The 20,201-nt window shown below is 44.4% G+C and carries 13 protein-coding genes; 7 read left to right on the top strand and 6 right to left on the bottom strand.

Translation table 11 applies throughout. The annotated features are described in order from the left end of the window. Positions 1–89: 89 nt before the first annotated feature. On the bottom strand, positions 90–941 hold the full coding sequence (locus tag MHH93_RS03020; protein ID WP_500052728.1) for an AraC family transcriptional regulator: 852 nt from the start codon (positions 939–941) through the stop codon (positions 90–92). 177 nt (positions 942–1,118) lie between these two features. On the opposite strand from MHH93_RS03020, the gene MHH93_RS03015 reads away from it, so the two are divergent. Continuing rightward, the gene (locus tag MHH93_RS03015; protein ID WP_500052727.1) at positions 1,119–2,525 is read left to right on the top strand and encodes a family 4 glycosyl hydrolase; all 1,407 of its coding nucleotides are present in this window, start codon (positions 1,119–1,121) and stop codon (positions 2,523–2,525) included. 91 nt (positions 2,526–2,616) lie between these two features. On the opposite strand, the gene MHH93_RS03010 is transcribed toward MHH93_RS03015, so the two are convergent. Beyond that, entirely contained in the window at positions 2,617–3,504 is an 888-nt protein-coding gene (locus MHH93_RS03010; RefSeq protein WP_500052726.1) for a LysR family transcriptional regulator, read from the bottom strand. 152 nt (positions 3,505–3,656) lie between these two features. On the opposite strand from MHH93_RS03010, the gene MHH93_RS03005 reads away from it, so the two are divergent. Both MHH93_RS03005 and MHH93_RS03000 read left to right on the top strand, forming a co-directional pair. After that, positions 3,657–4,403 (top strand): acetoacetate decarboxylase, encoded by a 747-nt coding sequence (locus MHH93_RS03005; protein WP_500053309.1) that lies wholly within the window; start codon positions 3,657–3,659, stop codon positions 4,401–4,403. 14 nt (positions 4,404–4,417) lie between these two features. Then, entirely contained in the window at positions 4,418–5,452 is a 1,035-nt protein-coding gene (locus MHH93_RS03000; protein WP_500052725.1) for a ketopantoate reductase family protein, read from the top strand. A 226-nt stretch (positions 5,453–5,678) separates the two neighbouring features. Here the strand turns inward: MHH93_RS03000 and MHH93_RS02995 are convergent, their stop codons facing one another. Beyond that, entirely contained in the window at positions 5,679–7,400 is a 1,722-nt protein-coding gene (locus tag MHH93_RS02995) for a helix-turn-helix domain-containing protein (RefSeq protein WP_500052724.1), read from the bottom strand. A gap of 167 nt (positions 7,401–7,567) precedes the next feature. Next, positions 7,568–8,521 carry an ABC transporter substrate-binding protein gene (locus MHH93_RS02990; protein WP_500052723.1) on the bottom strand — a complete coding sequence of 318 codons (954 nt, stop codon included), beginning with the start codon at positions 8,519–8,521 and terminating at the stop codon, positions 7,568–7,570. A gap of 405 nt (positions 8,522–8,926) precedes the next feature. Here MHH93_RS02990 and codB point away from each other — a divergent pair, with 405 nt between their 5' ends. Then, positions 8,927–10,204: a cytosine permease gene (gene codB / locus MHH93_RS02985; protein WP_500052722.1), complete on the top strand. Its 1,278-nt coding sequence runs from the start codon at positions 8,927–8,929 to the stop codon at positions 10,202–10,204. Beyond that, on the top strand, positions 10,173–11,441 hold the full coding sequence (locus tag MHH93_RS02980) for a cytosine deaminase (RefSeq protein WP_500052721.1): 1,269 nt from the start codon (positions 10,173–10,175) through the stop codon (positions 11,439–11,441). The genes codB and MHH93_RS02980 overlap by 32 nt, the downstream gene beginning before the upstream one ends. A 197-nt stretch (positions 11,442–11,638) precedes the next feature. On the opposite strand, the gene MHH93_RS02975 is transcribed toward MHH93_RS02980, so the two are convergent. After that, positions 11,639–12,733, bottom strand: coding sequence for a GerAB/ArcD/ProY family transporter (locus tag MHH93_RS02975; RefSeq protein WP_500052720.1), 1,095 nt, complete (start codon positions 12,731–12,733; stop codon positions 11,639–11,641). Between the two features lie 291 nt (positions 12,734–13,024). Here MHH93_RS02975 and MHH93_RS02970 point away from each other — a divergent pair, with 291 nt between their 5' ends. Beyond that, positions 13,025–17,077 (top strand): S-layer homology domain-containing protein, encoded by a 4,053-nt coding sequence (locus MHH93_RS02970; protein ID WP_500052719.1) that lies wholly within the window; start codon positions 13,025–13,027, stop codon positions 17,075–17,077. A gap of 162 nt (positions 17,078–17,239) precedes the next feature. Here the strand turns inward: MHH93_RS02970 and MHH93_RS02965 are convergent, their stop codons facing one another. Next, complete coding sequence (locus MHH93_RS02965) at positions 17,240–18,091, bottom strand: helix-turn-helix domain-containing protein (protein WP_500052718.1); 852 nt, start codon at positions 18,089–18,091, stop codon at positions 17,240–17,242. 128 nt (positions 18,092–18,219) lie between these two features. On the opposite strand from MHH93_RS02965, the gene MHH93_RS02960 reads away from it, so the two are divergent. Further along, positions 18,220–20,160: a glycoside hydrolase family 127 protein gene (locus MHH93_RS02960; protein WP_500052717.1), complete on the top strand. Its 1,941-nt coding sequence runs from the start codon at positions 18,220–18,222 to the stop codon at positions 20,158–20,160. Positions 20,161–20,201 lie beyond the last annotated feature (41 nt).

Genomic DNA, 20,201 nt, shown 5'->3' with positions numbered 1-20,201 from the left:
CATTTAAACGAATACTGAATAACCAATGATTTACCAAATGTGGAGGCAGCCGGTATAGACCGGTTGCCTCTTTTGTTTGTCTACGGTTACTATTCGAATTTGGAAGGAGGCACATTGTAGAATTTTTTGAACGCTTTGGAGAACGTAAAAGGATCGGGATAACCCAGAAATCCGGCAATTTGCTGAATCGTATATTTTTTCTCATACAGATAGTCTCTGCCCCGGTTCATTTTGATTTGATTGATGTACTGCCCTGGAGTGATACCCAGAATTTTCTTGAACAAAGAAATAAAATATTTCTCAGAGACGCCGGCAATAGCCGCAAGCTCGTTAACTCGGATGGCACGATGCAGATTCGCATCAACGTAGGGGAATACGCTCTGTAGAACCTCCAGACTTCCTTCGATTTTCTTCGGTTTGTGGTCTTTCAGAAACTCACCGTGATACAGACCTTGCCCGTGTAATTCCAAAATTTTGGCGATGACAAGAAGCAGAGAGGCTTTTAGGTAAAGTGGACTTCCGGAAGTGCTGCTACTCTGCTTGAACCTTCGATAGGATGAGGTGAACAGCGTTGATTCCTCCCTGATCAAGTTGCTAGGTACGATGCCCGGGAGTTGAAACTCGCCAAGAATACGTTTTTGCTCAGCGATGCTGAAATCAAAGTGCATGTATACGAATCGGCACAGCTCTCCGGTCGTGGAAGCCGTGTAGGGCATATCCGGATAAAAAAATACTACATCACCCGGGTTCGCCATATGCTCGATTCCATCGATGATAATCTTGACGGAGCCTGCTGTAATGAACCAGAGATCATAATCGGAATGAGACTTGTGCTCTGTCCAATTAGTGTCGTGTGTTTGTTCCAAATAAGAACTCATGCGAAGTGTGATGTACTCCGACAGTTCGTCAATTATACTCATATTTACAGTCCCTGCATGCATCTAATTCAACCGTATCCTCTCTACTTTATGACATCCTACAATATTTCACTATCATATCAAAGGATTTGTCTCTTGTTAACTATCGTACGATATGACATGTATTGAAAACTATCACACATTCCGATTCCAGTCCACTCGCCTATAATGAACTTATATCGTTACGAGGAGGGGTTATAGATGAAGGTTACAAGCACACAGCATCCAAAAGTAGTCGTTATTGGGGCAGGCAGCCTGTTTTTCGGTCGTCAGTCCATCTGGCAGATGGTTCACTCCCCCTATTTGAATCAGGGAACGCTGGCTTTGGTGGATACGGACGAGGTACGGCTCTCGAAAATGGTAACACTGGCGGAGAGGGTCGCTCGGGAGAACAACGTATCCTTAAAGATTGAGGGCTCGGTGGACCGAAGACAAGTGCTTCCAGGAGCCGACTTCGTTGTACTCAGCTTTGCGGAGCAATCGGTGAAATATCGGGGCATTGACTGCCAGGTTTCTCTTAAGTATGGGATTCGCATGTGTTCCGGCGATACGATTGGCCCAGGCGGGATCTTTCGTGCGATGCGAGAACTGCCGGTTATTATGGAATGCGCCAATGACATTGAAGAGTTGTGTCCGGATGCTTGGGTGATCAATTATATTAACCCGTCTACCGTGCATGGTATCGCATTACATCGTTATGCACCGAAGCTTAAATCGTTTGCACTGTGCGATAGTCATCATATGCCCCATAAAAAAGCCTATTACGCCGTACGAGCCGGGATCATTGGAGACAATAGCCAGTTTACGGAAGAGATCAATCAGAAATTCGATTTCCGCATCGCTGGTGTCAATCATTTCACTTGGCTGCTCAAAGCCGAGTATGAAGGAAAAAATGTAATGCCCACAATCGCAGAGGCCATGCGTAAGCTGGCAGGTGACGAGAACAACGGCGGTGATCGGGGTGCCAAAGCTCTTTTTAATGATGCGATCACCTACGAACTGTATGATATTTTCGGAATCATTCCCACCTGTACGGCGCATACGAAGGAATACGTTCGGTATTGGCAAGGACTTGGCAAAACTGCGGACACCATCCCCCCATTATCGATCTGGGAAACAGAGGACAGGTATGAGCGTCACGACGAAATGTGGCGTCAGGTGGATGACTTTCTTGCCGGTAATATCCCGATTGCTGACTACATGAACACGTTCGGACCAGATCATGCGACTGATATCATCGAGAATATGGTGGGGAACTTGGGCAAAAAGTTCTTTATCAATACACTCAATCAAGGCGCGGTAACCAACATGAATGAGGATTCGTTCCTGGAACTACTGTGCGATGTAGATATGGACGGGGTGAAACCACTCCATGTAGGTGAGATGCCGCGTGGGATACGAGGGATGCAAGAACTTGTACTGGATACGCATGAGCTTACAGTGGAAGCTGTACTCGAACAGAGCTATGAGAAACTGAGAAGGGCGATGCTCACCGACCCGCTCGTGAATTCCATTAGTGATGCAGACAAGATCATTCATGAATTGTTGGAAATGGAGCGTAACATGATTCCGGATGTTTGGTACAAGGATAGACTGCAATACAGCTAAGAGTAGATAGTAAACAAAGACCATGTCTCCTACAACAGGAGTAACGTGGTCTTTGTTTTTATCATTATCATTTTTTATTTGATAAGATATTCTATTCCACTTTGAACAAGCCAGCATAGTCTTTATAGTACGAAGTAATAAAATCACGAAATTCTCCAACAGAAGCAGATAACCATTTTTGTTTGACCCAGGAGAGGCTGATTGGATATATCGCTGAATCGTCAGCAATTTTTACATAACTTAACCCGAGTGCTCTACATACGGAGATAGGAAGTAACGCAACACCCTGATTAAGCCTGATAATTTCGAGCAGGGTATGAGAATCGACTTCAAATGCAAGATTGGGAAGGAAGCCTGCTTTTTCACAGAGCATGGTGGTAAATCGGCTGTACTCCTTATTATCCGCAAGGGAAATAAAGGGTTCACTAGCAACAACACGTAATGAAATGCTTGTTTCTCCGCCGTATGCATGATTTCTGGGCACAACCAAGACAATATCCTCCTCGACCAGGACGACACTTTCTATCTCTTCATCCAGAATCGGATGCCCCGTAATGCCCAGATGTATGTCGCCTTTTTTCAATCCTGTAATAATTTCACTGCGGGTTCCGATGCTTTGATGAAGCTTGGTTACGGGAGAACCGTTGACGTAATCACTAATGAGGCCAGTGAGGAATCGTGTATTCGTAATCGAGATCCTGATCGTATTCGATATTTGCTGTTCCTCCGCTTTAATCTCCATCTCTGCATTTTCAATTTCGATAAAAATACGGTTTACATGTTTCAACAGAATCTCACCTGAGGCATTCAATTGAATGTTACGTCCTCTTCTATGAAATAAGGGGGTACCCAGTTCATCCTCAAGTCTTTTGATCGTCAAGCTTAGGGAAGGTTGAGCAATATTCAATTGTGCAGCTGCCTTGGAGATATGTTCGGTGTAAGCAACGGTCTGAAAATATTTGAGCTGAAGCAATTCCATTCACGCGCACTCCTTATTTATTCTGATAAATATATATAGTACTTATTATGTATTATATTAAATTTAAATATTGATGTAGAATTTTTTTATGAGATACAGTTCAAATTTGAAATAACAAAATTCAACTAAAATTTATGAGGTAGGTGTCTTTGATGAAAATCGATGTGAATAACATAGCTAAAAATCTGAATACACCCCTAACGGCTCCGGCATACCCGATGCCACCGTACAAATTCGTGAATCGTGAGTACTTGAATATTATTTACCGAACCGATGAAAAAGCTTTACGGGCAGCCGTACCAGAACCTCTCGAAATTACTGAACCACTGGTTAAATTCGAAGTGATGTGGATGCCAGATGTTTCTGGACTGGGTGCTTATACAGAAGCTGGACAAGTTATTCCTGTGCAATTCAATGGGGAGGAAGGCGATTATGTGCATTCGATGTACGTAGACAATTTCCCCGCGATTGCAAGTGGCCGAGAGCTCACCGCCTATCCGAAAAAGCTTGGTGCACCGAAGTTGTATACCGATTCAGATACACTTGTCGGCACACTTGATTATGGAACGCTGCGTGTAGCCACGGCAACGATGGGTTATAAACATGTGGAGATGGATAAGGAGCTCGCCAAACGCGAAATATGCCGACCTAATTTTATGATTAAGATAGCTACCGACTATACCAGGAATTTAAGAATATGTGATCTGATCCGTACTCAGATTACGGATATCGAAGTGAAGGAAGCGTGGACAGGACCTGCGCGGCTTCAACTGTTCGAACATGCATTGGCACCTCTGGCAGATCTGCCTGTGTTGGAAGTTGTGTCCGCTTCTCATATCCTTACCAACTTAACCTTGAACGCTGCACAACCTGTATACAACTACCTGGAAGAGAAATAAGGAGGAACAATAAAATGAGAATTGCAATTGTAGGAGCAGGATCTTTGGGAACCATCGTAGGTGCATACCTTGCGGATGGTGGACTGGACGTTGAGTTAATTGATGCATATCAGGAACATGTAAATGCTTTAAATCAGACGGGCGCTAAAGTAACGGGTACCACAGAGTTTCACGCAAAAGTAAAAGCCATTACCCCTGAACAGAAATCAGGACAATATGACCTCGTTTTACTTTTAACCAAACAATTGTATAACGATTCCATCCTTCAGGAACTACTTCCATTCTTGAATGAAGACAGTATGGTGTGTTCGTTGCAGAACGGGATCCCGGAAGAAAAAGTCGCTTCTATTGTTGGTGAAAAACGCGTCATCGCAGGCTCCGTTGAGTTTGGCGCTACGTTCATTGAACCAGGTGTATCTAGTCTCACAACGGAGTATACGCAATTTAAGCAGTATGCTTTTCAAATTGGTGAATTGAATGGTGACATCACTGAACGAATTCAACAGGTGAAATCGGTGTTGGACCTTGTGGGCGGAACACATATTTCCGATAATCTGGTTGGAACCAAATGGTCCAAATTGCTGATCAACAATGCATTCAGTGGATTATCCGCTGCCTTGAATGGGGAATACGGGGACATTATTGATCATGAAGCCGGCATTGTGAGTGCAGCTCATATTGCGGACGAGACGATTAAAGTTGCTCGCGCCAATGGGGTCACATTGGTTAAAATGAATGGATTCGACATCGCTTCACTCGAACTGAACAGCGAAGCCGATATCCCTGAACGGGTGAAAACATTACGTTACGTGATGGAGCCCTCCAGATTGCTTAAAGCAAGCATGCTTCAAGATCTGGAGAAGAACCGCAAAACGGAAATTGATTATATTAACGGAGTAGTTTCAAGCAGGGCAGAAGGTACCGGAATTGCGACACCTTATAATGATTTAGTTGTAAAACTGGTTAAATCTGCTGAAGAAACACAAACCGTTCCTGATTTTGATACGAATATAAAAGCTTTTGAAGAACTATTAAGTACACATAAATAAATTCATATATTTACACTCTAAATTGACAGGATCGATGGAATAACATCGCTGCAATTCGTTAGATCTCGGAACTAGGCCTAGGGAAGCAAATAGCTTGTGTCAGGTTCATTAGAACAAAATCACATTAAGTAGGGATGTCCTCCGTCATATTTATGACTTATGGGACATCCCTGTTAGTTGTATTAATAATCTAAGTCGGACTTACAGGACGGGATACACGGGTTCTTCACGGTTTATTTTTCTCAATTGCTGATATAAGGGCTAGTCTATCTTTAGCAAAAATAGAGGGGAGAATTGTCAATAGTCGCTCGCGGGTAAGGGGATCATCGTAGTTCCAGCCAGCTTCTACGATATGTATTTTACCTGGTGTCAACATTCCAACCAAACTTTGTAGCGGAGAAGGGGTGTTTACATTCATCTCCTCTTCGGGAACCATCACGAAGTTTCGGTCTCCAGCGTATTGAGTGATTCTATTGTGACCGATTTGTATCCACGCTCTGCCATCAACGATCAGTTGATTTACGGATTCGGTGGGCCGAAACCCAAGTGATTCATACACGGTAGCGCCAAATCCCGTCTGTCCCATCACATATATGTTCTTGCCCAGCACCAGATAGACCGTTGCTCGTTCTCCTGCAATATAATCATCTGTCAATTGTCGCCGGATCCTCCTGACGTTCCCCTCATAGCGATCGATCCACTGTTCAGCCGTTCTGCTTCGACCGAAAAGATCCGCAATATAACGAAGACGCTCAAAAGTGCTGGTTGATTCGCGATAGACGATGGTAGGGGCAATGGCGTCCAGTCGAGGTAACTGCTTCTCATTATAGTTGCCTAGCAGTATAAGATCAGGCTTCAGTAAGGAGACTTGTTCTGGTGCGCCTTGTAGTCCAATGTCCGGGATCTGATGCAGTTTTTTTCGATATATGACTTGTGATTTCATTGTAGTTATACCCGCACCGACGGGGCGGATACCTATAGCAAGCAACTCACCAAGGGTATTGGTACCTGTGGCCACGATACGCATAGCTGCATCAGGGAGGGAAATCTGCCTGCCGAGGGAATCGGTGATCGTTCTTTGCCGGGTACGTCTTTGTATATTGGCGTATTCCCGTGGAGGGTGTCCTGTGAGCTGATGAAAGCGTCGACTGAAATAATACTCATCCTTAAAACCGACTTGTCGGGATATTTCACGCAAGGTCTCGCTTGAACTCGATAATAGCTTTTTAGCATGCTTGACTCTAAGCTCTGCCAAGTAATCCGTTGGCTTCTTGCCAGTCATCCCCTTAAACGATTTGCTATATTGCCATCGAACCATCCCGGCCATATCGGCCAAAAACTCTACGGTCAGATCTTCGTTGTAGTGCTGTTCCATATAACGAAGTGTGTGCTGTACCGCTTGATCATTTTGCACTGGTGGATCAATGCTTTCTAGCTGAGCCATCAGGCAAAGTATCAGTTGCAGCCGGGCATGAGTAACGGCTAACTTTGAATGAGGCGCAGGTGTATGTTTCTCGTGTGACCGATTTCGTTTGTTTGATTGCACAGACGACGGAGAAAACCAACTTTCGCCTGACAACGCAAGTTTTATAGTTGAAAGAGACAGCCTATAAGGTAAGCCCAGTATAAGTGGAGGGCAGGATGGGAGCAGATTCGACTTATCCACTTGAAAGGCGAGAAAAGTAAACCGGGCTACATCCGCTTTCTCTTTTGCCGTATGAAGAATGTAGGATTGCTGAGTAGGGAGCAGAATACAACTGCCTTGGCTCAGATCTTGGGAAATGTTGTTCGTTAACAGCCGAATTCCATGATTCAGAGCAATAAGCAGTGTATATTCATTGGTATCCTTACTTTTGGTTGATGAATTATGATGAGTGATTTCCTGCAGTGATGTAAGCTGAAACAGTTCATGCTGCTGCAGTTGGATGTATAGGGAAGCCATTTGCATTCGGGAGCACTCCGATCTAGTGATAATAATTCTCAATTACTAGTTTACCACACTTTACACGTTAGAGAATGTTTCGTTGCAGACCTTATTACTAGCAGCTCCGTTTCCATAATCGAACAACCTCCATCCCAAAGGGGGTGGAGGTTGTTCGACGTATTCAAGCGTTATTATTGATTCATCCATTTCGGTAACTCATCAAGCAATTGCTCCAGTGCCAGGAGGCTGTCCGTATTCCATTCGGCAGATGCCGTATAGACGTGTCCTTGCTGAACGGCAGGTAACGTTTTCCATAAAGTACTTTGTAACAAGCGATTCGATTCAGTACGGCTTTCATCGTTATCCAACGTAAGGACAAAGAGATGATCTCCTGCATAGTCGGGCAGAAGTTCTTCTGAAAGTTCAACGAATGTTAGGTTCTTGTCGATAATGTTATGATAAATAGTTGGCGGAATGGCAAATCCGTGTTCTTGATACAACACTACACCCAGGGAACGGTTCCCCATCACGTAGAGCTGTTTACCCAACTGCAAGAAGATAGTCGCTGTTTCGCCCTCTGCCACGTTCAGCTTGTCCCACATCGCTTCTGCTTTTGTGTCAAATTGGCTGATCCATTGCTCTGCTTCATTCTGTTTACCAAAAATGTTACCAAGCTTGCGGACGCGTTCTGTAAATGGTAACGCCGAGTTGAAAGGAATGGTAGGCGCAATCTTCGAAAAAGCGGTATTCCGGTCAGCATCCTGGTTATAACCATTCAAAATCAAGTCAGGCTGCAAAGCCGTTATGGCCTCCAAATCACCAGGATTCCCGACATCCTCAATACCTTCTAATCGGTCTACAATATAGCTTTCGGAAGCATGAATCAGATTGGCTCCAACGACAGGGATATCCATTGCCAGAAGATCTGCAAGTGTTGAACCAAGATAGACAACTCGTTGTGGTCGGGTTGGTATTTCAATCACTTCGTCTGTTTGGGTTGTATAGCTTTTTGTGTTTTGCTCGTTGGTCTTCACAGGCTCTTGTGAAGAGGTACTTTCCGAACGGCTGCACGCTGCAAGTACCGATAGAAGAAGGAAGCACGCTCCCCATATGAATAGGTGTTTCTTAATTGTACTGTTCATCATTTGATTCCCCCTGAGTTCTCTTTTTCTCATTGATAACCATTATCAATTACATTGTCATTATAGGTGCGATTTCCGTGGGTTACAATGAAAAAAACGCAGTGAATTTCTTTGTATAAATGTCAATATTCGCACATGGATAATAATGACATTGACAACCGCAGGTTTTTCCAAAATAATAGTATGTAATTGAATACTGGTACCTTTAATTCAGTCCAGAGAGGCTGGCAAGGGCAGCGGATTTCATAATCACGCGAGAATCAGGGCATATCCCGTCATAGGATGCTCTGTGTCTTCGCGCGGGTTATGATGCAAAAAGAGGCTACTTGTCAGTGTATAACTTGACGAGTAGCCTCTTTTTTCTGCTTTTTTTTGGTATCAGATACACTTTACGTTGGGGGTATTCTGATGAGCAAACAAGATCAAGAGTTTTCATGGCAAGCGGTGCCGAAAGGACAAAGAAACAACTTTTGGAAGACGTTATCCGTCATGCTCGGTTTTACATTTTTCTCAGCAAGCATGCTGGCAGGAGGAACGTTGGGCATCAGCTTGACGTTCATGGAGTTCATTGGTATCGTGCTTGCGGGCAATCTGGTGCTCGGTATCTATACAGGGGCACTGGCACATATCGCTGCCAAAACGGGCTTGTCCACACATTTGCTTGCCAAATATGCATTCGGTGCAAAGGGATCGTATCTACCTTCGTTCCTCCTAGGATTCACACAGGTTGGATGGTTCGGAGTCGGCGTAGCCATGTTCGCGATTCCGGTCGCCAAAGCCATGGATTGGAACGTGTATCTGTTGATCATCATATTTGGACTTGCCATGACGGCATCAGCCATCTTTGGTATGAAATCACTCGTCATTCTCGGGTATATCGCAGTTCCTGCGATTGCCATTCTCGGTGGCTACTCCATGTACGAAGGTGCAGGATCGCTGGGCGGTCTGCAAGGGTTGCTTGAATATACGCCGACACAGTCACTTACTGCGGCGGCCGCATTGACAATCTGTATCGGATCATTCATCAGTGGCGGAACACTGACACCCGATTTTGCCCGGTTCTCCCGGACATCCAAACAGGCAGTTACCGCAACCGTTATTGCATTCTTCCTTGGTAACTCACTCATGTTTTTATTCGGTGCAGTTGGCGCAATGGCCTATAATCTGGCTGATATCTCGGAGGTCATGTTCCTGCAAGGATTAATCATCCCGGCAATTATCGTTCTGGGTCTGAATATCTGGACGACCAACGATAATGCACTATACGCTTCAGGTCTTGGTTTTGCCAACATCACCAAAGTTTCAAAGAAATTCTTCGTTGTTGTTAACGGCATCGTCGGTACTGTATTCGCTATGTGGATGTACAACAACTTCGTCAGTTTCCTGAACGTACTGGGTGCGGCGGTACCATCCATCGGAGCTATTATTATCGCAGATTACTTCATTGTGAAACGTAGAAACTATAAGCCATTTGCCGATATGACATTTAAAAATGTAAACTGGGTAGCGATGGGCGCTTGGGCCATAGGCGTTGCATTCGCTCAACTGGCTCCTGGCGTAACACCATTGAACGCACTGCTTGGTACAGCAGTGGCCTACATCGTCTTGATGCTAATTGTTCCTGCCAAAGAATCTAAAGAAATGGGGAAAATAAATGATTATACAGAACGCAAAATTGCGGGGTAAAGAAGGACTATGGAATATCGTAGTGAAAGACGGGAAATTCGAACGAATCACACAATCGCTTGAAGCGACTGAAAATGAGGAAGTTCTGGATGTCAACGGATCGCTTGTGCTGCCACCGTTTATTGAACCACATATTCATCTCGATACAACGCTGACAGCTGGTGAGCCGGAATGGAATCTAAGCGGAACGCTGTTCGAAGGCATTCAACGCTGGTCAGAGCGCAAGGTATCCCTGACGCTTGAGGATGTGAAAACTCGCTCCAAAACAGCTCTGAAGTGGCAATTGGCACAGGGCATCCAACATGTACGGACTCATGTGGACGTTACCGATCCAAGCTTGATCGCCGTTAAAGCGATGCTTGAAGTCAAAGAAGAAATGGCTCCATATCTGGACATTCAGCTTGTTGCTTTCCCACAGGAAGGCATTCACTCTTATCCAAACGGTGCAGAATTGCTGGAAGAGTCACTGAAAATGGGCGTAGATGTGGTCGGTGGCATCCCACACTTCGAATTCACGCGGGAATATGGCGTTGATTCCATGAAAGTTGCGTTTGATCTAGCTGAGAAATACGATCGTCTGATCGATATCCATTGTGATGAAATTGATGACGAACAATCCCGTTTTGTAGAAGTTGTTGCCAAGGAAGCCTATGAACGTGGACTGGGTTCACGCACAACGGCAAGCCACACAACAGCGATGGGCTCTTATAATGACGCTTATACGTATAAGTTGTTCCGTCTCCTGAAGATGGCTGATTTGAACTTTGTCTCGAATCCGCTGGTCAATATTCACTTGCAGGGACGTTTTGATACGTATCCGAAGAGAAGAGGACTGACTCGGGTCAAAGAGTTGCAGGAAGCAGGTCTGAATGTATGCTTCGGTCATGATGACATCTTCGATCCGTGGTATCCACTTGGTACAGGAAATATGCTGCAAGTACTGCATATGGGGATTCATGCTTCGCAGTTGCTTGGTTATGATCAGATCGTAAATTCGATTGACCTCATTACCAAAAACAGCGCTAGAACGTTGCACATCGAGGATGTATACGGTATTGAAGAAGGCAAACCTGCTAACTTCATCGTACTTGAAGCAGAGAACGAGTATGAGGCTGTTCGCAAACAAGCCGGTGTACTTTATTCCTTCAGAGGCGGGCGTAAAATTGCGGAATCCAAGCCGCGGGACATATCCATCATTTTGGAGGGCGGATCAGAGAAGGTTACTTTCAATAAATAATAGATATCAGTCTGTTGCTAACTGCATGTTAATGTCGAAAAGTATATATCCATTAAAAGTCGCTATTTTAGCGGCTTTTTTGCTTTTTAAAGCTGATAATGCAATGCATTATTCTACTGAATTCATAAGAACAACAAGTTGCTTCCGAGCAACAAAATCCAACATTCAACCATCTATTTAAGGGCTCCACTAGTAGCTTACTTCCCGCCTTTTTTACGAATAAAACTAAGAATCAGCAGCAGCAGTGGTAACAAGCCAAATAAAAAAATGGACATATTGCCGAGAAAATCACCCAAAGCTAACGTTTGCTCCAGGTTTTTAGGCAAGTAAGCGATCAAATATAGTACCGGTAACATTGCAAATTGTATTCCAGTAATTTTTTTGAGACGAAACAAATCTCGAATACCAATGGATGCAAAATAGTGCTTAAAAGCATAGGTTGCAAAAATTTGCATGAGCCAAAATACGATGAAAAGCGATTCATAGCGCTCAAATAAAAATCCCTCAATCTCAAAACTTCGAACCATATCAAACGTTGGCCACATTCGCGTCTCAACACCCGGTAAAGATAAATTTCCCACAACTGTGACAATCGTGACCATGTATATAATCGTGCAAATAAGTATGCTGATAATAGCAGTCTTATTACTGGCCTTCACGTCTTTCATATAAGCTGTGACGATGAGCAAAACTTCATATCCGGAGTAGGAGAGACATGATGGCTTGAGTCCCCTCAATACAGGCATAAACCCCTCACCCAGAATGGGTCTGAGATTAGTGATATCAAACATTTTAGTACTCAAAAGGAAAACCAGCGCGAGCAACACCAGCGTAACGGGCAGAACGATTGAAAAGACACGGATGATGACCTTAAGACCACCTGTTAGCATGTAAATACCAATCCACAAACTGACCATAATGGTAACCCAGCTAGGGGTACGCTCAAGGATGTACATACTTGTAATTTCAGCCATGACTCTGACTTCGAATGAGCATAGAACAACAAAATATACGATAATTAAAAGTCCAATTAGATAAGAAATCCATTTACCCGTGATTTCAGGAATAAATTCGAACACTGTTTTACCTGGAAATCTACGACATAAAGTGACAAGAAGCAGGCTGACTATGGTTACGATCAAACCAGCCAGGATGACGGAGATCCATACATCAGGTGTTTCAACCGCCTTGCTAATCGTACGAGGAAGCGTTAGTATTCCTGCACCAAGAATGGAGTTAATAACCACAATAATAACTTCAGAGGTACTGATTGTTGATGCGGATTTCGTCACAGGCTTCACTCCAAGCTGGAGAATTTTTTTGTAGTGTTACCCAAGGAAGTTATTTTATGTAATCATTTATTTCGATGAGTTAAGTTTATTACTCTTGAAATACATATTCTAATCCTGAACGAATGAACTGATTATGTTTCTCCTCTTGTAACAGCTCTTATATTCAATTTAACAGATGTAATTTTTTACATAAGTTTTACATACAGGAAATGGACCCTTGATCTCCTCTTGTTATGCTGGTTCTGTTTGAAATTACATAGCCAATCTATTAAATAGACAAGGGAGAGAATTATGATCAGTTACTTCAACAAAAAGATGTTACCTATCCTGTTATCGCTTTCTTTAATGTTCGGATGGTTCGCGGGTATTGGGGGAGTAAATTCAGCTCAAGCCGCATCGTTATCTGAGCCAGATATTCTGTTAGAACGCAACGCCAACTGGAAATACTTCGATCAGGGACAGAATCTGGAAACGCAATGGCGTACTTCATACGATGATTCGACATGGGAGCTAGGACCCGCACCGTTTGGTTACAAGGACAATGGTAACGGTATAAGCACTTCCTATTTCGGGTCTCTCAAAACGGAAGTTAGTTATGGTGATGACAAAAAGCTAAAATACCGCACGACCTATTTAAGAACGAACCTGACCGTTAATAAAAATGAAATTGATGGTTATGGACAAATTCTCGGCACATTCGGAATTGATGACGGGGCGGTTATCTATGTAAACGGTGTTGAAATACGTCGCTTTGGTATGCCTGAAGGCGAGATTCAGTATTTAACCAAAGCAACATCAAGTCAGGACTTGCCTGTAATGTATGAGGATATAGATCTGACTGAGCCGATGAAAGCTTACCTGCACGATGGCGACAACGAAATTGCGGTCGAAGTTCATCAACAAAGCGACAGCAGCTCAGATTTGTATTTTGACATGGAGCTTAAAGCATTGGCGGAAGCGCCATCACTGGATATCAGTAAAGTAACAGTTACCTTCTATGGTGATGCAACAACGAGTAAAGGCTTCACTTGGTATACACCTCTTGCATCCACACAAAGCACTGTCCAAGTGGTACCAAACCAAGGATTGGCTGCTGACTTCAGTCAGGCGCAAAGCTTCAACGGACGCTCATCCGTGGCTTCCAATTCTCCGGGAGAGATGGTGCATAAGGCCGAAGCAACAGAACTGACACCCGATACCTCCTATTATTTTCGTGTTGGCGATCAAGATCTGGGCATATGGAGTGAGGTTGGCACATTCAAAACAGCTCCCACTAACGGAGCCTTTAGGTTTATTGACCTGACGGATACCCAAGCGAAGGAAGAGGATGAGGCTATTCTATCTGGCTCTACGCTCTCCAAAGCGTTGATCCAAGTTCCAGATGCTGCATTTGTTGTTCATAATGGTGATGTTGTAGAAAATGGAACGTCAGAGCAGGAATGGAACTGGTTGCTTGGTCACTCCCAATCCAGTCTGATGAACACAACCATTGCTCCATCCGCGGGCAATCATGAGAACAAGAATTATGCGTTCTACGAGCACTTTAACCTGAAGCAGCCAGACAATGCTGCAACAGTAACAGGTGCATATTATTCTTATGACTACAGCAAAGCTCATTTTATCGTATTGAACTCCAACGAAAATTCCTCGGAGTACGCCAACTTCTCCAACGAGCAAGTGGCTTGGATGAAGCAGGATGTTGAAGAGGCTAAAGCTGCCGGAGCTGAGTGGATCATCGTCAACATCCATAAAGGACCGTATACAACATCCAACCATGCCACAGATAGCGACATTATCGGCGTAAACGGTGTACGAAATAAAATTGCTCCGTTGATGAATGAACTGGGTATCGATTTGGTTCTTCAAGGACATGACCATATCTATGCACGAACAAAACCCATTAAGAGCGATGGCACGGCTGAAGACGTATCCAAAATTACGGAGACGCTGAACGAACAGCGTATCGAATACGCAGTGCAGCCAGATGGAACGATCTATATGATTCCATCTACCGCAGGAGCAAAAGTATATTTTAAGAACCAAAAGCCAGAATTAGGCGAAGCGTATTTCAGCTTGTTCGAACGTGCTGAAGAGAACCATGCAAGGCAGTATGGTGATACTACGAGTGCAGCCAGAGGACAGGTTCAGAATTTTGTGTCATTCACAATCGATGGCAGCAAGCTTACTGCTGTAACATATGAGATTGACCAACATACCAATAACGGTGAGCCATTCATTGTAGATCAATTCGGAATTCTCAAAGAAACAGATACAGTTCCCGTTCCGGAACAGATCAAAAAGATAACGGTAACGTTCCATGGAGATCCGACTAAGAGCAAAGGGTTTACATGGTATACATCGGATAAACTAGTGCAAAGCGACCTTCAAGTTGTAGAGAAAATATCAGCAACACCAGATTTCAATCAAGCCAAACTGTTTCAAGGACGTTCTGTACAGCCTACCAATGCTCCAACCGAGCGGATGCACAAAGCAGAAGCGACAGATCTGCAAGCAAACACCACCTATTACTTCCGTGTAGGCGATGCTACCAAGCAAGTATGGAGTGCAACAGGTACGTTCCGTACAGCACCGACAAAAGGCAAATTCACTTTCATTGATCTGGCGGATACCCAAGCCAAAGAAGAAGATGAGGCTATTCTGTCCTCCGAAACGTTGGCCAAAGCACTAACTACTGTACCGGATGCACAGTTCGTTGTGCATAACGGTGATATTGTTGATAAAGGTGTCAAAGAAGAACAGTGGAACTGGCTGCTCGGACACTCTCAGGAAAGCCTGTTGAATACAACCATTGTCCCATCCTCAGGGAATCATGAGGACGAAAACTATGCATTCATCGATCATTTTAATGTACAGCCTCCAGCGAATTCTGCAACAGAAACAGGAGCTTATTATTCGTACGACTATAGCAATGCGCATTTTGTTGTATTGAATTCCAATGAGGATTCAACGGAGTATGACAACTTTTCTTTAGAGCAAGTCAAGTGGCTCAAGGAAGATGTTCAAGCTGCCAAGAAAAAGGGAGCAGAATGGGTCATCGTCAATATTCACAAAGGCCCATACACAACATCGAACCATGCAACAGACTCTGACATTATGGGAGTGAATGGAGTGCGCTCCAAGATTGCTCCGATCATGGCGGAACTTGACATTGATTTTGTTCTTCAAGGGCATGACCATATCTATGCACGCACAAAACCAATTGATCAGAAGGGGAATGCACGTCAACCAGAAATAATCACGGAAATGCAAAATGGACAGAAGATGGAGTACTCTGTGAATCCTGATGGTACAATCTATCTGATTCCGGCAACAGCAGGTCCAAAAGTTTATTACAAAAATCAAAGCACAAGTCTGGGAGAGGCCTACTACAGTCTTTTTGAGCGCGCGGAAGAAAATCATGCGGCTCAATATGGATCGGACCCAAGTGACAACCGTCGTCCAAAACGTAGTCAAGTCCAGAACTTTGTGGGTATTACGATAGATGGTAGCAAACTGACGGCGATAACGTATGAAATTGATCAGAATGTGAATGGGGCGAGTCCATTCATCATCGATCAGTTTGGTATTGTGAAGAAATCAGAGACTACGAATCCAGATCTTGGTACATCCAATCCGGGAACATCGAATCCGGGCTCTGGTAACGGGTCCAGCAGTGGGAATAGCTCCTCAGGAAACGGTGGAAATACAACAACCGATAACCGTCCAGACAACGGTACTGGTGATGGAAGTAATTCCGGGAATGAGACGGATACAGGATCAAACAACAATGGTAATAGTGAAAATACACCTCCAATGAAAGATACGGCTGGGCACTGGGCCAAGTCTGCCATTGATCGGGCGCTTGCAGCTGGATTCGTGAATGGATACCGCGACGATACATTCCGTCCGAATCAGAAGGTTACACGTGCTGAATTCATCACGATGCTGGGTCGTGCATTGAATCTGAATAACATAAGCGACAATGTTCAGTATACGGATGAAAACAAGATTCCCTCTTGGTCTAAGCCTTACATTACAGCAGCTGCATCTCTGGGCATCGTCAACGGTTACGCAAATGGTTCTTTCGGGCCAGCAAAAACGCTAAGCCGATCAGAGATGGTCACTATGATTGTGCGTGCAGGCGGAATTCCTGCGGTTCCTAATGCGAAACTAAACTTCAAAGATGCCAAGGATGTTCCAGCATGGGCAGTTTCGTATGTAGCTTCTGCTGTAGAAGCTGGACTGGTAGGCGGGGTGGGCGGCAATCGTTTTGCACCGACGCAGACAGCTACTCGGGCGGAGGCACTCACACTTATAATCGGACTTCTGGATATAAAAGAATAACGTAATCAGTCATAAAAAAGAAACCAATGTGAGAATTCTTTTCTCTCATCTGGTTTCTTTTTTATGACTACACTCTTCGTCGATGAAGATCAATTAGGCAGACGAAGAGAGTAGTCGAAGGGTTGTGGATTGGGAAAAAGATATCTCCATGAACAGCTAGTGCTAGTTAAGGTATTTCTTGCGAAACTGGAGGGGAGATATGCCAACATTTCGCTTGAAGCAGGTAGAAAAGTAAGGAGAATATTGAAAGCCTATCTCAGTCGCAATACGATCTATCGACCATTCCGTCGACATCAGAAGCTGTTTTGCCCGCTCAATGCGGAATTGATGTAAATATTGAACAGGTGTCACACCGTATTTCATTTTCATACAGCGAACAATGTAGCTAGGGTGGAAGTGTAATGCCGACGAGAGTTTTTCATTGGTGATCTCTTCCTGGTAGTGTTGCTGTATGAAAACAGCTACTTTCTCGGCAAGTCGTGAAGCAGGCGTTTTGGCCATATCAGAGATGCCATTTTCGAGTACAGCCAGTAAGCTGAAGAGCAGTTGCTGCTTCTCCCAAAAGGACTCCCCTACCGGCAGTTCCAAAAGCTGTTGCATCATATCAAATACGAGCTGGGGGTTTAGCAATGTGGTTTTCTTAGGTATTCGTATTGACTTTGGTTTATCGAATGGCGATAACAGAATGGCTGCTTCGGATTCTTCTATTAAGGGACCTTGATGCCAGTCCACATGCTCAAAATGAACCCAGTAAAACGTTGCTTCCTGTTCGCAGGGCCTGAACGAGTAATGCTCACCTTCCGGCAGTAATACTAGTGCATCACCTGTAGCAAGTGTCCATTCCGTCCCGTTCTCACCGATATGTAGTTCTCCATCTACCACGAGCAGCATATCAAACAGGCCGAAATTTCTTCGATTAGGATGACGGTCACCTACACGGAACGTTGAACGACCAGATTCCCAATAATAGGGAAGAGGTGGGGTTTGTAACGCAACAATGAATTCTTTGTCCAATGAATTATCCTCATTTTTAGTGTCATTTTGTATAGAAATAAGCTTATTCCATTACTATTCTCACGTCTGATAAAAGCATATACTCGACTTTATAGAGAGTCAAATCTTATAAATTCGAGGTGTGTATAATGGGACAAAGCCAAATCGAAATTCAAGACCAATTTTGGAATACATATTCTGATCTTGTAAGAGAAACAGTCATTCCCTATCAATGGGAAGCTCTGAACGACAGGGTGGAAGATGCTGAACCCAGTCATGCCATTCGAAATTTTCGTATAGCTGCTGGTTTGGAGCAAGGAGAGTTTGGCGGATGGGTATTCCAGGATAGTGATCTCTACAAGTGGTTGGAGGCCGTTGCTTATTCGCTCCGTCATCATCCCGATCCGAGGTTGGAGCAGATCGCCGATGATTCGATTGAATTGATCGCTCAAGCTCAACATGACAATGGTTATCTGAATACCTATTTCACAATTCAGGAACCTGGGAAACAATGGACCAACCTTTACGAAGCGCATGAGCTATATTGTGCAGGTCATCTAATTGAAGCCGCAGTTGCGTATTACCAGGCGACAGGCAAGCGTAAATTACTGGACATCTCTTGCCGATTCGCTGATCTGATTGATCGTATGTTCGGACCCAAGCCCGGACAGATAAGAGCTTACTGCGGGCATCAGGAAATTGAGTTAGCATTGGTCAAACTGCATACCATTACAGGTGAAGAGCGTTATCTGAATCTTAGTCGGTTCTTCATAGATGAACGTGGCAAACAGCCGAATTATTTTATCGAGGAGTGGGAACGTGGTAACCGGACAAACATCTGGTCCCATGGAACGCCTAATCTGGAAACGTATCAATCTCATCTTCCTGTTCGTGAGCAAAAAGTAGCGGTTGGACACTCTGTTCGGGCAGTTTACATGTACACAGCGATGGCTGATCTTGCGAGACTAACAGGTGACGACGGGCTGAGGGAGGCCTGTAAACGACTCTGGTCGAATACAACAGGCAAACAAATGTACATTACCGGCGGCATTGGTTCGACACATCTCGGGGAAGCTTTTACGTTTGACTACGATCTTCCGAATGATTCCGTATACGCAGAGACCTGCGCTTCCATTGGCTTGATTTTCTGGGCGCGCCGCATGCTTCAATTGGAAGCGAAGAGTGAATATGCGGATGTTATGGAGCGAGCGCTGTACAACAATGTTCTCGGTAGCATGTCTAAGGATGGGAAACATTTCTTCTATGTCAATCCACTGGAGGTATGGCCAGAAGCAAGTCGGAAAAATCCGGAGAAACATCACGTCAAACCCGTCCGACAAAAATGGTTCGGTTGCTCCTGTTGTCCTCCCAATGTTGCAAGGTTAATAAGTTCGTTAGATGATTATATATACGATTTATCAGAAGATGAGAGAACGATCTATACTCATTTGTATATCGGAAGCAAAGCTTCCTTCCAACTTGCCGACACCACAATAACATTACATCAACACTCTGAGCTGCCTTGGAACGGTCATGTTGAATTCTCGGTTCAGCTTCCTCAGAAAGGCGAACCTGTCGAGTTTGAACTTGCGCTACGTATACCGAATTGGTTCCAGGACGGACAGCCAATGTTGAAAATAAATGGTGAATGGAAAGACTTTCATGTTGAGAATGGGTACGCAAAAATAAAGCGCGGCTGGTCCGATGGAGATACAGTAGAGTGGCTGCTTTCGGTTGAGCCAAAGTTAATTGCTGCACACCCGTACATTCGGGCAGGTGCTGGCAAAGTAGCCATTCAACGCGGCCCACTCGTTTATTGCATCGAAGAAGCAGACAATGGAGCACCGCTCACTTCAATCGCGTTGGCTGCGGGGCCACAATTAACCGAGTATACTGATCCAGATCTACTAGGTGGTTGTGTCATTGTAGAAGGTGACGGTCTCGTGACTGACGACAGCAATACATGGCTAGATGGGATGCCGTACCGTTCTTATATTAAGCAGAGAAAGGCTGTACGTTTCAAGGCCATTCCATATTATTTATGGGGGAATCGCCAGGCTGGTGAGATGAGCGTATGGCTCCGTTATTAAAGAGGACGTAGGATCACTGGAGGCTTTTTTCGCAGTCACTC

It is taken from the genome of Priestia sp. FSL H7-0729 (assembly GCF_038005685.1).
Classification (GTDB): Bacteria; Bacillota; Bacilli; order Paenibacillales; family Paenibacillaceae; genus Paenibacillus.
The sequence above is the reverse complement of the archived record's forward strand: the minus strand, read 5'-3'. Positions and strand labels throughout refer to the sequence as shown.